General features: G+C 41.7%; 14 protein-coding genes. 7 read left to right on the top strand and 7 right to left on the bottom strand.

Annotated elements, in window-relative coordinates:
• Window positions 1-116 precede the first annotated feature (116 nt).
• From IEY48_RS00465 to IEY48_RS00450, 4 genes are all read left to right on the top strand, one after another.
• Window positions 117-776, top strand: a complete 660-nt coding sequence (locus IEY48_RS00465) for a response regulator transcription factor (RefSeq protein WP_188916376.1) — start codon at window positions 117-119, stop codon at window positions 774-776.
• Window positions 777-1073: 297 nt separating this feature from the next.
• The gene (locus IEY48_RS00460; protein WP_188916375.1) at window positions 1074-2198 is read left to right on the top strand and encodes a M14 family metallopeptidase; all 1125 of its coding nucleotides are present in this window, start codon (window positions 1074-1076) and stop codon (window positions 2196-2198) included.
• Between the two features lie 30 nt (window positions 2199-2228).
• On the top strand, window positions 2229-2546 hold the full coding sequence (locus tag IEY48_RS00455; protein WP_188916374.1) for a zinc ribbon domain-containing protein: 318 nt from the start codon (window positions 2229-2231) through the stop codon (window positions 2544-2546).
• Complete coding sequence (locus tag IEY48_RS00450) at window positions 2543-2824, top strand: YeaC family protein (RefSeq protein WP_188916373.1); 282 nt, start codon at window positions 2543-2545, stop codon at window positions 2822-2824. Before IEY48_RS00455 ends, IEY48_RS00450 begins: the two co-directional genes overlap by 4 nt.
• Window positions 2825-2914: 90 nt before the next feature.
• Here the strand turns inward: IEY48_RS00450 and ansA are convergent, their stop codons facing one another.
• Window positions 2915-3928 (bottom strand): asparaginase, encoded by a 1014-nt coding sequence (gene ansA / locus IEY48_RS00445; protein WP_188916372.1) that lies wholly within the window; start codon window positions 3926-3928, stop codon window positions 2915-2917.
• A 167-nt stretch (window positions 3929-4095) separates the two neighbouring features.
• A complete protein-coding gene (gene sppA, locus IEY48_RS00440; protein ID WP_188916371.1) occupies window positions 4096-5940 on the bottom strand; it encodes a signal peptide peptidase SppA in 1845 nt (614 codons plus the stop codon).
• Between the two features lie 163 nt (window positions 5941-6103).
• Here sppA and IEY48_RS00435 point away from each other — a divergent pair, with 163 nt between their 5' ends.
• A complete protein-coding gene (locus IEY48_RS00435; protein ID WP_188916370.1) occupies window positions 6104-8119 on the top strand; it encodes an NADPH-dependent 2,4-dienoyl-CoA reductase in 2016 nt (671 codons plus the stop codon).
• Window positions 8120-8186: 67 nt separating this feature from the next.
• Here the strand turns inward: IEY48_RS00435 and yghU are convergent, their stop codons facing one another.
• Window positions 8187-9038: a glutathione-dependent disulfide-bond oxidoreductase gene (yghU, locus tag IEY48_RS00430; RefSeq protein ID WP_188916369.1), complete on the bottom strand. Its 852-nt coding sequence runs from the start codon at window positions 9036-9038 to the stop codon at window positions 8187-8189.
• Between the two features lie 139 nt (window positions 9039-9177).
• On the bottom strand, window positions 9178-9849 hold the full coding sequence (locus IEY48_RS00425) for a haloacid dehalogenase type II (protein ID WP_188916368.1): 672 nt from the start codon (window positions 9847-9849) through the stop codon (window positions 9178-9180).
• Window positions 9850-10089: 240 nt separating this feature from the next.
• On the opposite strand from IEY48_RS00425, the gene IEY48_RS00420 reads away from it, so the two are divergent.
• Complete coding sequence (locus IEY48_RS00420) at window positions 10090-10404, top strand: hypothetical protein (protein ID WP_188916367.1); 315 nt, start codon at window positions 10090-10092, stop codon at window positions 10402-10404.
• Window positions 10401-11069 carry an SDR family oxidoreductase gene (locus IEY48_RS00415; protein WP_188916366.1) on the top strand — a complete coding sequence of 223 codons (669 nt, stop codon included), beginning with the start codon at window positions 10401-10403 and terminating at the stop codon, window positions 11067-11069. The genes IEY48_RS00420 and IEY48_RS00415 overlap by 4 nt, the downstream gene beginning before the upstream one ends.
• Before the next feature lie 86 nt (window positions 11070-11155).
• Here the strand turns inward: IEY48_RS00415 and IEY48_RS00410 are convergent, their stop codons facing one another.
• From IEY48_RS00410 to IEY48_RS00400, 3 genes are all read right to left on the bottom strand, one after another.
• Window positions 11156-11638, bottom strand: coding sequence for a MarR family winged helix-turn-helix transcriptional regulator (locus IEY48_RS00410; RefSeq protein ID WP_188916601.1), 483 nt, complete (start codon window positions 11636-11638; stop codon window positions 11156-11158).
• A gap of 141 nt (window positions 11639-11779) precedes the next feature.
• Window positions 11780-12487, bottom strand: a complete 708-nt coding sequence (locus IEY48_RS00405; protein ID WP_188916365.1) for a TorF family putative porin — start codon at window positions 12485-12487, stop codon at window positions 11780-11782.
• Window positions 12488-12513: 26 nt separating this feature from the next.
• Window positions 12514-13731, bottom strand: a complete 1218-nt coding sequence (locus tag IEY48_RS00400) for a BCCT family transporter (RefSeq protein ID WP_188916364.1) — start codon at window positions 13729-13731, stop codon at window positions 12514-12516.
• Window positions 13732-13842 lie beyond the last annotated feature (111 nt).

Here is a 13842-nt window from a genome sequence, read left to right as displayed (position 1 = left end):
TTCAGGCCATTTTTATATCTGACTCAAAATTTGCTAATAATGTGATATTGCTACATGGTCTGATGTTAATAGTTGTGATAATCTAAATAGAAATCGTTATCATTAAGTGGTTTGCAATGAAACATATTCTATTAATTGATCTACATTCTGCGTCTCATGAGTTATTTCATCAACTTACAGCGCAAGGGTACTACGTCCATCAAGTCAATAATGCCTTCGATGCGTTGATCAAAATGGAAACCTTAACCCTAGAAGCCATTTTATTGGACTTTGCCGTACCCAAAATGGATTCCTTTTGGTTGTTAGTCACAAGACAAGCGCCAACACCTATAATCGTGATTGCTGATGCCAATAATGAGCTAGAGCGTATTAACGCACTCGAGTTGGGAGCCGACGACTACTTAAGTCAGCCAGTCAATGTACGAGAATTACAATTACGCCTTAATATCCTTAAACGCCGAACTCAAATGCCGCTCAATGATATCACTGAGCAGCAGATACGTTTTGATGATATTAATTACACTGTCTATCTCGAAGATAAACCATTAACACTCACCCAAACTGAGTATCGCTTGTTTAAATATTTATATGAGCGCCAGGGGGTTGTGGTGACAAAAGCTGAATTGCAGCAACGTGTTTTACATAAAGAACTCGGTCGATTTGATCGAAATTTAGACATGCACATCAGTAATACTCGTCGAAAATTAGCTAAAGGTAATTTACCTCGTGATTTAATCAATACCGTGAGGGGGCGAGGCTATAGCTTTAGCTTTTAAAGGTTCACAGCAATAGCCGCATTTGGTAAGCTATGGCGCATAAAATAAGGCATATAAATGCTTAAATAACCTGTACGAGGGATACTACACGCCTTTCAAACAGCCCTTTGCCCTGCTAACTGCGTTAAATAGACTCACAATAGACTTGCTGTTGATGCGTCAATTCGCCTTTTTAGCATAACAAGTGACAAGCTTGAAAGTTTTGTTGGTTAACATGCTGATGTTAAATAGCATAAGTTCATTCCTTATCCCAAGTACCGGTAAAATAAAAGCGCAAGCAAACTAAAGGAAATTCTAATGCGGATTACTGCAAACTTTGACGGTGGCAATATTAACGTCATCAATATCGACAAACACGATGATATTCAACTCGCTATTCGTCCTGACTTTGGCGATGAATTTTATCAGTGGTTCAATTTCCGTTTAGAAGGTGAGGTCGGTCAGACCTACACCATGAATATCCTTAATGCGGGCAGCGCATCTTATCCAGCAGGTTGGGAAGACTATCAAGCGGTGGCCAGTTATGACCGTGCAACATGGTTTAGACTGCCAACGCAATATGAGAATGGTGTATTGACCATTCAAGCTGAATTAGATTGTGAAGCTATTCAAATTGCTTACTTTGCCCCATACAGCTACGAGCGTCATTTAGATCTTATCAGTGAAGTACAGCTTCACCCAGCAGTGAGCTTAGAGCATTTAGGCTTAACCTTAGATGGCCGTGACATGAGTTTACTGAAAATCGGTGACGGTAATCCAGATAAGAAAAACATATGGATTACTGCACGCCAGCATCCAGGTGAAACCATGGCTGAATGGTTAGTCGAAGGCTTACTTAATCGTTTACTTGATGGCGATTGTCCAACGTCTAAAGCATTGTTAGACAAAGCTAACTTTTATATTGTACCTAACATGAACCCAGACGGAAGCGCACGTGGCCACTTACGTACTAATGCCGTGGGCACCAACTTAAACCGTGAATGGCAAACGCCAAGTTTAGAAAAAAGCCCAGAAGTGTATTACGTAGTGAACAAAATGCACCAAACAGGCGTAGATCTATTTTACGATGTGCATGGTGATGAAGGTTTACCTTATGTGTTTTTAGCCGGCTGTGAAGGTGTACCACACTTTACTGACAAAATGGCCGCATTGCAGCAGCAGTTTGTGAGTGCGTTAACCATTGCCAGTGCAGACTTTCAAACAGAGTTTGGCTATGACAAAGACGAGCCAGGTAAAGCGAATTTAACCGTGGGTTCCAACTGGGTTGCAAATACTTTCTCGTGCTTATCAAATACATTAGAAATGCCATTTAAAGATAATGCGAACTTAGCTGACCCATTTGTTGGTTGGTCTCCTGAGCGCAGCATTTATTTAGGTGAAGCGTCGTTAGTGGCCATGTTGGCCGTTGTCGACAGCTTATAATCATTCAGTTGATATAGCAGGTACAATCTCATGGCGTTAATTGCATGCCCTAAATGTCAAAAGCGTATTTCTAGTCAGGCTAAGCAATGCCCACATTGCAAAACAGACTTGACCGGAAACACCGAATCATTAGCTGTTATTAGCCACATAGAGCGCTCAAACAGTTTAATGAATCAGAGCTTTATCTATTTAACCTTGTTTATTGCAGGTGTGGTGGTGTGGTTCTGGGGCGGCGAGCCTGCTCAAGGCTTAACGTCCTATATTGCCATTGCAAGTTTTGTTGCAGGGTTTACAGGTTACTTGATCACTCGAGTCAGAATTGTGTTACATAAACGGAAGTCAGTATGAACGATATCAATAAAGTCATCGATGAAATGCCAGAGGAAGTGTACCAGCGCTTATTGTCTGCCACAGAACTTGGTAAATGGGATGACGGTACAGTGTTGACCGAGCAACAGCGTGAATCTACCTTACAAGTGGTAATGATGTATCAAGCGCGTAAATTGGATCAAACGGAGCACTTTACCATTGCAGCAGGCGGCAACATTAACGAATTGTCTAAGACTGAATTAAAAAAACAGTTTAAAGGCGAAGCCATTGCTGAATTTAAAGAAGCTGATTTATAAATTTGTGTGAAATTTTTTAATCAAAAACGCGAACCCTTTGGTTCGCGTTTTTTTGTTTTTTAAATCTATAAAAATCAGTGCTTTAATTTATTAACCTTCGGTAAGTTCACCCACAAGGTTTTGCTGCATACGTTGTTTTATTTGATTGGGTGTTAAACCAATTGATAGCAAATAATGCAGTTTAGCTAATGCTGCTTCAATGGTCATATCTGAACCGCTGATCACTCCAGCTTGCGCTAATGCATTACCGGTAGCGTAGCCACCCATATTCACTTTACCCTGGAAGCATTGTGTTAGGTTAACCAGCACAATTCCACGTTCATCAGCTTGTTTTAACGTGTCTAATAAGTTTTTATCTTGTGGAGCATTACCCACACCAAAAGTCAACATGATCAAGGCTTTTACGGGCTGCTGCAAAATATTCATAAAGATTTCAGTAGAAATACCAGGGTATAACGTCACCACACCAACAGGTTGTGGGCTAATGGTGACCACTTCTAACGGTTGTTCCGTCGGCACGGTAATCTTGCCTGCTTTGACATTAATCTTAATCCCAGCTTCTAATAATATCGGAAAGTTAGGCGAGGCAAATGCATCAAAACCATCGGCATGTGCTTTAGTTGAGCGGTTACCACGAAACAATTTATTATTAAAAAACAAGCATACTTCGGCCACAGGATAATTAGCGGCAATGTATAACGAGTTGAGTAAATTGGTTTGTCCGTCTGAGCGGAGTTGCGCTAATGGAATTTGCGAGCCCGTGACGATCACTGGCTTAGATAAACCTTGCAGCATAAACGACAATGCCGATGCAGTGTAAGCCATGGTGTCAGTGCCGTGCAAAATCACAAAGCCATCGTATTTGTCATAATTTGCATGAATATCATCAGCAATCATTTGCCAGTCTGTAGGGGCCATGTTTGACGAGTCAATCAGTGGGCTATACTCATGGATGACAAATGATGGCATTTCGTCATGGTAAAATTCAGGCATAGATTGAACACAATCCGTTAAAAAACCTGCGACAGGCACAAAGCCATTAGCTGTCTTTTGCATACCGATAGTACCGCCAGTATAGGCTACATAGATTGAACGTTTTGTCATGAAGTGTGCACTCGAAAGAGACTGTAAATGAAGATAATGCAAATTATACGAGTTTATTTGCAGATCCCCAATAAAAAAGCCTGCTTAGCAGGCCTTTTTTGAATAATCTTCATATTAGTAAAAATATGAATCGTTAACCGTGAGACATTGTCGCGTCAGCACATCGATTAATAACTGCAATCTTCACAATAAAGGTAAGCATTATTAGGGTCGTCAAATTTTGAAAATTCCTCATAAACGCTCGCCCATTGCTGAACCATCTTCTCAACGACAGTGCTTTGGCTAAAGCTGCTTGGCATATAAGACGCCGTCGCATTGAAGATTTCTTGCATCAGCTGCTGCTCTGCACTGAGTTCTTGCTCAATCAACTTAACATCATACTTATCCATGTTAGCCAGCTCTGCCGCTTTAGTCAGCGCAACGTCCATATCACCGAGTTCATCAACTAAACCTAAGGTGAGGGCGCGTTTACCGGTCCATACACGGCCTTGGGCAATATTATCAACTTGCTCAAGGGTCATATGACGTTCTTGTGCCACTAACGAAATAAACTCATGATATCCACGCTCAATATGACGTTGAATAACGGCAGCAACTTGTGGACTGAGTTCACGCGCTGGCGATAAACCTGCCCAATCTGAAGTCGCTACCCCATCAGATGTAACACCAATATGTGTCAATGCCTGTTCAAACGTGGCAAACATACCAAAAATACCGATAGAGCCAGTTAACGTTGTTGGTGTCGCAACAATGTAATCTGCGCTAGCTGAGATCCAATAACCACCTGATGCGGCTAAGCTGCCCATACTGACCACAACCGGTTTACCCGCCGCTTTTAATGCTAATACTTCTTGGCGAATTTGCTCTGATGCAAATGCACTGCCGCCAGGGCTGTCAACACGCAACACGACCGCTTTAACAACAGGATCAAAACGCGCTTTCATTAATAAGTCAGAGGTACTTTCGCCGCCAATCTGACCCGCTGGTTGCTTACCGTTTAAAATATTACCTTTGGCCACAATCACTGCAACTGAGTCACTTTCAACAAACTTAGGTAACGGTGCGGTGACACTGCGATAGTCGTTAAAGCTAATCTGTCTAAAGGTTTTGCCTTCTTTGTCGCTACCAACACGTTCCATCATGGCTAAACGAAATGCATCAGCTGTTACCAGCTCATCAACCCATTTCATGTTAATGGCCATTTGGGCGCTATCGCCATCCGCTTGTTCAAGTTGTTCTAGATATGCATCTGTGCTCAATACCAATTGATCAGGTGCTATCTGACGGTTATTGGCCACTATGGTTGAATAACTTTGCCAGATGTCACCTAGCAACACTTTGCTGGCTTCTTTGTCTGCTTGAGACATATCATCGCGAATAAAAGGTTCTATCGCTGACTTAAACGTACCTACACGGAAAACATGGGTGGTGATTTTGAGCTTTTCTAACGCCGCTTTGTAATAAAGGCGATAACGGCTTAAGCCATCAAGTGACACCATGCCTTTGTTGTTAAGGTAAATTTTGTCAGCAAAACTGGCTAAAAAGTATTGGTTTTGATCATAACCATTGGCCATGGCAATGACTGATTTGTTGGCGGCTTTAAATTGCGTTAGCGCTTCGCCAATGGCAGTCATTTTACTTATCCCTGCACTTTGCAGGTTGGCTAAGTCTAATACGATGCTGGTGATGCGCTTATCTTCAGTGGCGTTATTAATACTGTAAAGCACGTCAGATAATAAAATTTCACCATTAGGATCGTTTTCTTGGCCTTGGGTCAATGCCGCTTCAAAAGGGTCCACATAATGTTTTTGATCAACAATGCTACCAGAGAGGTTTAGTACTAATGCTGATTGGTCTTCGACGATGATTTCGTCATCACTGCTCAGTAACACCACACCGATGATGGCGAGGATACCAAAAAAAACGAAGTTAATAATAAGCTTGCGAATAGTGTTTACCGTGTTCCACAACAGTAAAAACATCCTTTTTAAAAACGAGGGTTTAGCGGACATTAGCCACTCCTTTATCAGTCTAATATAGTCATCCTAACTGAATATCAATTTAAATGTGAAACTGAATTGTAAAGGTTTTTAACAAACGACCGTTTAAATGATTGAGCAAACGGTAATGTCGTTGTATGCTGGTTTAAATCACTTGTTTAAAAAGGATGTTTGAATGTCGTTTCCACACTTATTAGAACCTTTAGATCTAGGCTTTACACAGCTGAAAAATCGCGTGTTAATGGGCTCAATGCACACAGGCTTAGAAGAAGAAAAAGGCGGATTTGAGAAACTGGCAGCGTTTTATAAAGAACGCGCTCAAGGCGGAGTTGGCTTAATTGTCACCGGTGGTATCGCCCCAAATTTACGCGGCCGCTTAGCCCCAAATGCTTGTCAGCTGAGTTTTTCATGGCAAGTGGGTAAGCATAAAATTGTTACCGACGCTGTACATGAAGCGGGCGGTAAAATTTGTATGCAAATCTTACATGCGGGTCGTTACAGCTACCATCCATTTAGTTTAGCGCCGAGCAAAATTAAATCGCCTATTACCCCGTTTACGCCTTCTGCGATGTCTGGTCGCCAGGTACGCAGCACCATTAAAGACTATGCAACCAGTGCAGCACTAGCTAAAAAAGCAGGCTATGACGGCGTTGAAGTGATGGGCTCCGAAGGTTACCTAATTAATCAATTTATCAGCTCACGTACTAACAAGCGTACTGATAAGTGGGGCGGCAGTTTCGATAACCGTGCACAATTTCCAGTAAAAATTGTTGAAGCCATTCGTGAAAAAGTGGGTAAAGATTTTATCATTGTGTTCCGTTTATCGATGCTCGATTTAGTTGATAACGGCTCAACATGGGATGAAGTGGTTAAGTTAGCTAAATGGTTAGAACAAGCGGGTGTCAGCATTATTAACACCGGTATTGGCTGGCATGAAGCGCGTGTACCGACTATTGCAACTAGCGTTCCGCGCGGCGCATTTGCATGGGTAACTGAAAAACTGAAAAAAGAAGTCAAGGTGCCATTAATTGCCACCAACCGAATTAACACGCCAGAAATTGGTGAGTCGATTATTGCCTCTGGTCAGGCTGATATGGTGTCAATGGCGCGTCCTTTCTTAGCCGATGCAGATTTTGTGAACAAAGCCGCGGCCAACACCCCTGAGCTCATTAACACCTGTATTGGCTGTAACCAAGCATGTTTAGACCATACGTTCTCAATGAAACGGGCAACCTGTTTAGTCAATCCTCGTGCCTGTTATGAAACCGAGATTAACTTTATCCCAACGACCAATAAAAAACGTATAGCAGTGATGGGCGCTGGCCCTGCTGGTATGGCGTTCTCTGTGTATGCAGCCACTCGTGGTCATGAAGTGGTATTGTTTGAAGCCAAATTTGAAGTGGGCGGCCAATTTAATCTGGCACGTAAAATCCCGGGTAAAGAAGAATTTAACGAAACGATTCGTTATTTTATTAACCAGATTAAGCGACATAACATCGATTTACGCTTAAACACTAAACTGGATGCGTCGGTACTGGCGACTGAAAAATTTGATGAAGTGGTTATTTCATCGGGTGTCGTACCGCGCGAACTGAAACTTCCGGGTTTTGATAATCCTAAAGTGGTTGATTACCAACAAGTACTTAATGGTCAGGTTGAAATTGGTCAAACCGTTGCACTTATAGGTGCAGGTGGTATTGGTTTTGATATTGCGCACTTCTTATGTGAACGTGAATCAACCAGTTTACAAACCGACAAGTGGTTAGAGCAGTGGGGCATTGATAAAACTTATCAACATGCTGGCGGCTTAACGGAAGAAGGTGAACATCACCCAAGTCGCGACGTGTATTTACTGCAACGTAAAACCACTAAAATGGGTAAAGGTTTAGGTAAAACCACCGGCTGGATCCACCGCAGCGTGCTTAAACAGCATGAAGTAAAAATGAAAACTGGCGTAAGTTACGAGAAATTTGATGAGCAAGGTTTACACATCAAAGTAGGTGAGCAAGCTGAAGTGCTCGCGGTTGATAATGTTGTCTTGTGTGCAGGTCAAGAGTCGAACACCACACTGGTTGACGAAATGAAAGCCACTGGATTGCCTGTGCATCTTATTGGCGGTGTTGATGTTGCCGCTGAACTTGATGCTAAACGCGCTATTCGTCAAGGTGCCGAGTTGGCCATGGTGATTTAAGCTCTGTTAAGCCGTTGTATAACAAAAAAACCTAGCAATCATTGCTAGGTTTTTTGTTTAGTAAACGCTATTTTTCACTGTTAAGTGCAGCGTCAATGTCTGCAGCACTGTGACGTTCAGCTAAGCTCACATCACCCCATGATGTATTGACAATTTTGCCACGTTGCACACCTGGGCGTTGTAATACAAGATTTGCCCAACGCATCACATTTTTATAACTGGCAACATCTAAAAACTCTGCCGCGCTGTATAAGTTGCCTAAAACTAAGTTGCCATACCAAGGCCAAATAGCCATATCGGCTACGGTAAATTCTTCACCAGCGATAAAGGTGTTGTTGGCGAGTTGTTTGTCGAGTACATCTAACTGACGCTTAGCTTCCATCGCAAAGCGATTAATTGGGTACTCTTGTTTTTCATCAGCATAAGCATAAAAGTGGCCAAATCCACCACCAAGAAATGGTGCAGAACCTTGTGCCCAAAATAACCAATTAAAGGTTTGAGTACGCGCCGGCCCAGATTGTGGTAAGAAGTGGCCAAATTTTTCAGCTAAATGCACAAGGATAGACGCTGACTCAAATACATTGACGGCCTCATCACCTGAGTTATCAACTAGGGCAGGGATTTTTGAGTTAGGGTTAACAGCAACAAAGCCTGAAGAGAACTGGTCAAGTTCGCTGATATTAATGAGGTACGCATCATATTCGGCTTCTTTTACACCAAGCGCTAAAAGCTCCTCAAGCATAATCGTCACTTTTTGGCCATTAGGCGTACCAAGTGAATACAACTGCAGTGCATGTTCACCTACAGGCAGTGTTTTTTCAAAACGAGCGCCAGAATCAGGGCTGTTTATGTTAGCCCACTTGTTGGCACTGCTTGGTTCATTAACCCACACTTTAGGTGGAACATATTGATTACTCATAAAAATCCTCTTACTTGATAAAGTTTTGTCGCCTGTCATTGCTGATGCCATGATGCTTACAATGTCTTGCGGTTAATTAAATGTCTGTTGTTATCGCCGTGTAATCTCTGTGGTCAACACGAGACGGTAAATTTGGCAATTAACTATTGAGAACTTCGGCTAATTCACACAAATCACTCACGATTAAATCAGGTTGAATTTCCCATGGGTCAAATAATTTACTTGGGCTTCTTTTTACCCATACTGCTTGTAAACCCGCCGATTTAGCCCCAATAACATCCCAAGGGTTGCTCGATACCATCATGCATGAGTTCATATCAGCGTGCATTCGTCTCATTAAATACTGATAAACGTCAGGATTGGGTTTATAAGTCTGTAAATCATCAACACTTATCACGTGTTGCAAGTGTGGCAAAACATGGGAATTAGTCATTAACTTTCGTACTGACAATTCAGGCCCATTAGAAAATGCTGCTAACTGATGCCCTTGCTGTACGAGCTTTTTAAGCCCTGGGATCACATCATCAAACGCGCTTAACTCAGCAAATCTTGCCATTAACTGTTGTTGGTCTGCAGTCGACAACGATAACTGATATACATTTAAACAATATTGCAGCGCCTGTTGAGTGCAAACGGTAAAGTCGGCATATTGCTGCATTAACCCACGTCTAAAGGCATATTCTACTTTTTTATCGTGCCACAACTGACCAAATTCCGAGGCTTTATCGCCAATAAGGTTTTCAAGATGCAGTCCCATATCAACTGGGTCGACAAGAGTGCCATACACATCAAAACCAATAGAGTAGTTCATACGTTTTTCATTCCTACATGATCAAAGCGGTTATCTGCGCGAGACATTCGCTTTAATCGTTAAATCTATTGCCAGACTATAAACCAACTGTATCAAGTGTTCAAATACTTATTTGAATGAACACTCAAAAATTGTAAGCGGATTTGATTATCGATATATCATATTTAACTGCATTGTAACTTTATCAGACAGTTAGGCCGCGTTATCATATTGGCATTGAGAGACGTGAGGTGTATTTAAATGGAATGTCCTAGCTGCAACAGTCAATTAGCAAGACGATCGTTAAAAGTGGTTCGTAAAGGTCAACATGGCGTTGAAGCGCAATGCCCTAAATGCGAAACCTGGTTGATGTTTGAGCCTAAAATGATGCAGATAAAAAATATCGGCATGCTGCTATTGCTCATATTCAGTGTTGCTAACTTTTTTATTGAAAACAGTGATTATCGCTTAATGTGCTCTTTTGCGGCATTTGCTGGTGCTTGTATTGCACTGTTGGGTGTATTTAAAGGCAAAATGATTGTGGCCGATACAACTGATAATAAGGATTTAACATGAAAACAATTGTGATTACCGGGGCAAACCGTGGCATCGGTCTGGCGTTTGCGACATTATATGCACAGCAAAACCACGTTGTTTATGCGCTTTGTCGACAATCGTCGGTAGAACTCGCCGCCTTAGGCAACAATGTTAAGGTGATTGAAGGTGTTGATGTGACAGAAGCTTCAGGTATTGAAACCATGCAACACAGTTTACATGGGGTGAAAATTGACCTGTTAATTTGTAATGCGGGTATTTTACGTGACGAAAAATTAGGGCACCTTAATCTCGACACCATACGCCAACAGTTTGAGGTTAATGCGTTAGCACCTTTGCATGTAGTGGCCAGTTTACAAACTAATTTAGTTAACGGAGCCAAAGTGGCGATGATCACCTCACGCATGGGATCGATTACCGATAACACTTCGGGTGGTCGTTATGGTTACCGCATGTCTAAGGCGGCGTTAAATGCAGCGTCAATGTCATTAGCTCATGACTTAGCTCCAAGAGAGATTGCTGTGGGTATTTATCATCCAGGCTATGTGCAAACTGAGATGGTGAATCACGGTGGTGATATTTCTGCCACTGACTCAGCCTCGCGGTTGATTGGCCTAATAGACCAGTTAACCATGGCAAATTCTGGTGTATTTAAACATTCTAATGGCCAAGAGTTACCTTGGTAATAAACAGAGAAACTAGATATAAAAAACGCGAGCTCATGCTCGCGTTTGTGTATCTGGTTGAATGCTTAACAATAAAGTAGGGCAGTTTACTGCGGCACTTCTGGCTGGATTTGACCCACCAATAATACTGGTGCTGCGTCTATTTCGTCTGCGTCCATCATTGAGGCGATGCGTTCCACTGCTGATAAAAGTTGGCTTTGCTCCCACTCTTCAAGATTTTGATAATGCTTAATAAAATGCTCTTGAAGTGGTTTTGGCGATCCACTGAGTAACTCTTCACCGGCTTCGCTTAACGACAAATGCACTTTGCGTTTATCTGTTTCACTGCGAGTACGAATCACCAGATTACGGCTTTCTAAGCGATCAATAATGGTGGTGACAGTGGCTGCGCTTAAATTAATTTCTTGAGCAATCTGCTTAGCTAACGGCGCATCCAACTCTTTGACTTTTTTCATCACCATAAGCTGAGGACCCGTGAGGCCAGACAGTTTGTTCAATTGGCGAGAATGAATATCGATAGCTCTAATCACTCTGCGCAATGAAATTAATAGTTGTTCGTACTTTTCCATCATGTCCTCTTACCAATCACTTGGTTAGTCTGAGAATAATTAAGCCTGCACCTTAACAGAAAATGGCCTATTACTCATGCGCAAAATTAAAAAAGCAGAATAACTGCATGCAGCTATTCTGCTTTTGACGATTAGATCAAATTATAGTGAGAATGTACGCGACACAGATAACACTGCACGAGTATCACTTAAGTCAGTGTCCATGCTGGTATCCTCAACGGCAACGTTAAAGTCAAAGCCTTCCCAGCTAGTCATGTACTCTGCACGATAATGGTTGTAAGACTTATCACCATCCCATGACCACTTGTCTTTATCGTTTGATGTTGAACGGTCAAAACTCACACGGATGTCATGCCCTTCAGCAACGCTAAAAGTATGGGCTACCATGGCAATGTAATGGCCAGCATCTAGGCCAAAGTAATCCCATGAGTACCAAAAGTTTAACTCACTTTGGCCTAACGACGAGGTATAGCCAAATTTACTGTAAACTTCTGGATAGTAATATTCATCAGACGCATCATCACCATGGTAAGTGTAATATGCGATACCGGCATCGAGTGACACTCGGTCGGTAAGCTCCATATATTTACCCACATAGAAATCGAGCTCCAGCCAAGTATCTTCACCGTCACCAAAATCAACATTCGACGCCCATGCACCCATGTACCAACCACTGTCTAATGCATAATCAAGGCTAGCTTGTAATGCAGGGTCGTTGTCAGTTTGGCTCACACCGTTAAAGGTGTAGTCAGATGTAGCATTAATTGTGGTACTTAATTCATCTGCCATAACTGTTGTTGGTAGTGCAAATAAGCTTAATAGCGCAAGTGTTTTTATTTTAGTGTTCATTTTCAATCCCTGTTTTGGTTATTGTATTAATCTAGTAGTTCGATTTTTGTAAAATCAATTTTGTTGGCTTTTGGCGAGCGCTCAATGTCTGCCACTTTTGATAAGTGACCTTTCAGAATATAAACAAAACATCCTAAAATGAGCGTGATAGCTAGTGCGCCAACCCATTGAATGGCTAAGAAATCTAATTTGAATAATAAAGTTAAGCCACTCAACACTACGATATTGCCAATGACGTAAGGCACTTTGCCTAAACGCTCAACAGTAAGGTTTAAGTTGTCAGTGTATAAGCGCACCAGTGAGTCTAATGAATTGATCACAAAGGTAATGCCGACAATCACCATCGCCAGGTTGTAAAACCCTGTAGTATCAATGCCATTTGCGCTGTAGTAATAAAGAACAGTAAACCAAATTGCAATGGGTATAGACGGGAAAATCATCATCGCTAATAACACTTGGTAGGTTTTCATGCCGCCCACAAAACGTGAGGTAAATTGACCAATCATGATGCTCCAAGCAAACCACCAGAATAGGTAAAACTCATGGTAATCATTCATCGGTAATACAAATTCATGCATATTTGAAAAATAGCCACCAATTAGCGCAAAGGTACTAAAGAACTCACCAACACTTGAATCTTCAGACAAAAATGCCCCAGACCACATAATGGCGATTAAGCCAAAGAATAACCAAGTACTACCTAAACTTAAGTAGCGCACATATTTAATGCTGGTACTTGAATAAACCGCTGCGGCAATCACCATAAATACAATTAAATAGAATGAGCTAACAATGGTTTCACCGTCGCCAAGGTTAGGTAAATACCAAGGTAAATTAGACAGTAATAAGTAAGCGGTAAACGCACAGGTGCCTATAATAACTAAGTTGTTGATAAACTTAATTAATGGGATTTCAAAGAACTTCACTCTTGGTTCTATTACACAAAAATAGAAACAAGTTAAAAAGTAAAAAGCCCATATTAAACAAGCCCAAAAGCCAAATTCAATGGCCAATGGATTAGTAAAACCGTATTCAGGACTGGCAGCTAAATCTGCGTAACCTGCAAATTCGGTCAGCGGGAACATAATCAGCCCCACATCTAATCCAGAGGTAAATAAGATCGCGATAAAGGTAAATTTACGTACCGGCGTCACCCCGATACATTGCATGTTACCCCAACGATAAATCACAAAGGCGATGGCGGCAAAAGTAAATAAAATGCCTATTGATAACCAGGTCGTCATTACTTAACTCCTGCTTTTATTGTGTGTGCAAACATAGTGTTAGCTCCTTGTTTTATGTTTTCATTTCGCCATAGAACAATGTTTAAAGACAATCATGCCCTCAAGCCTTAA

Source organism: Shewanella saliphila (genome assembly GCF_014648295.1).
GTDB classification, from domain to species: domain Bacteria; phylum Pseudomonadota; class Gammaproteobacteria; order Enterobacterales; family Shewanellaceae; genus Shewanella; species Shewanella saliphila.
The sequence above is the reverse complement of the archived record's forward strand: the minus strand, read 5'-3'. Positions and strand labels throughout refer to the sequence as shown.

Bases quoted from the DNA above. Each gene is read 5' to 3' on its own strand.
- IEY48_RS00405 (WP_188916365.1), bottom strand. From the start codon at position 12,487: ATGAACACTAAAATAAAAACACTTGCGCTATTAAGCTTATTTGCACTA.
- IEY48_RS00465 (WP_188916376.1), top strand. From the start codon at position 117: ATGAAACATATTCTATTAATTGATCTACATTCTGCGTCTCATGAGTTA.
- IEY48_RS00450 (WP_188916373.1), top strand. From the start codon at position 2,543: ATGAACGATATCAATAAAGTCATCGATGAAATGCCAGAGGAAGTGTAC.
- sppA (WP_188916371.1), bottom strand. From the start codon at position 5,940: ATGTCCGCTAAACCCTCGTTTTTAAAAAGGATGTTTTTACTGTTGTGG.
- IEY48_RS00425 (WP_188916368.1), bottom strand. From the start codon at position 9,849: ATGAACTACTCTATTGGTTTTGATGTGTATGGCACTCTTGTCGACCCA.
- IEY48_RS00455 (WP_188916374.1), top strand. From the start codon at position 2,229: ATGGCGTTAATTGCATGCCCTAAATGTCAAAAGCGTATTTCTAGTCAG.
- IEY48_RS00415 (WP_188916366.1), top strand. From the start codon at position 10,401: ATGAAAACAATTGTGATTACCGGGGCAAACCGTGGCATCGGTCTGGCG.
- IEY48_RS00435 (WP_188916370.1), top strand. From the start codon at position 6,104: ATGTCGTTTCCACACTTATTAGAACCTTTAGATCTAGGCTTTACACAG.
- ansA (WP_188916372.1), bottom strand. From the start codon at position 3,928: ATGACAAAACGTTCAATCTATGTAGCCTATACTGGCGGTACTATCGGT.
- IEY48_RS00460 (WP_188916375.1), top strand. From the start codon at position 1,074: ATGCGGATTACTGCAAACTTTGACGGTGGCAATATTAACGTCATCAAT.
- yghU (WP_188916369.1), bottom strand. From the start codon at position 9,038: ATGAGTAATCAATATGTTCCACCTAAAGTGTGGGTTAATGAACCAAGC.
- IEY48_RS00410 (WP_188916601.1), bottom strand. From the start codon at position 11,638: ATGGAAAAGTACGAACAACTATTAATTTCATTGCGCAGAGTGATTAGA.
- IEY48_RS00400 (WP_188916364.1), bottom strand. From the start codon at position 13,731: ATGACGACCTGGTTATCAATAGGCATTTTATTTACTTTTGCCGCCATC.
- IEY48_RS00420 (WP_188916367.1), top strand. From the start codon at position 10,090: ATGGAATGTCCTAGCTGCAACAGTCAATTAGCAAGACGATCGTTAAAA.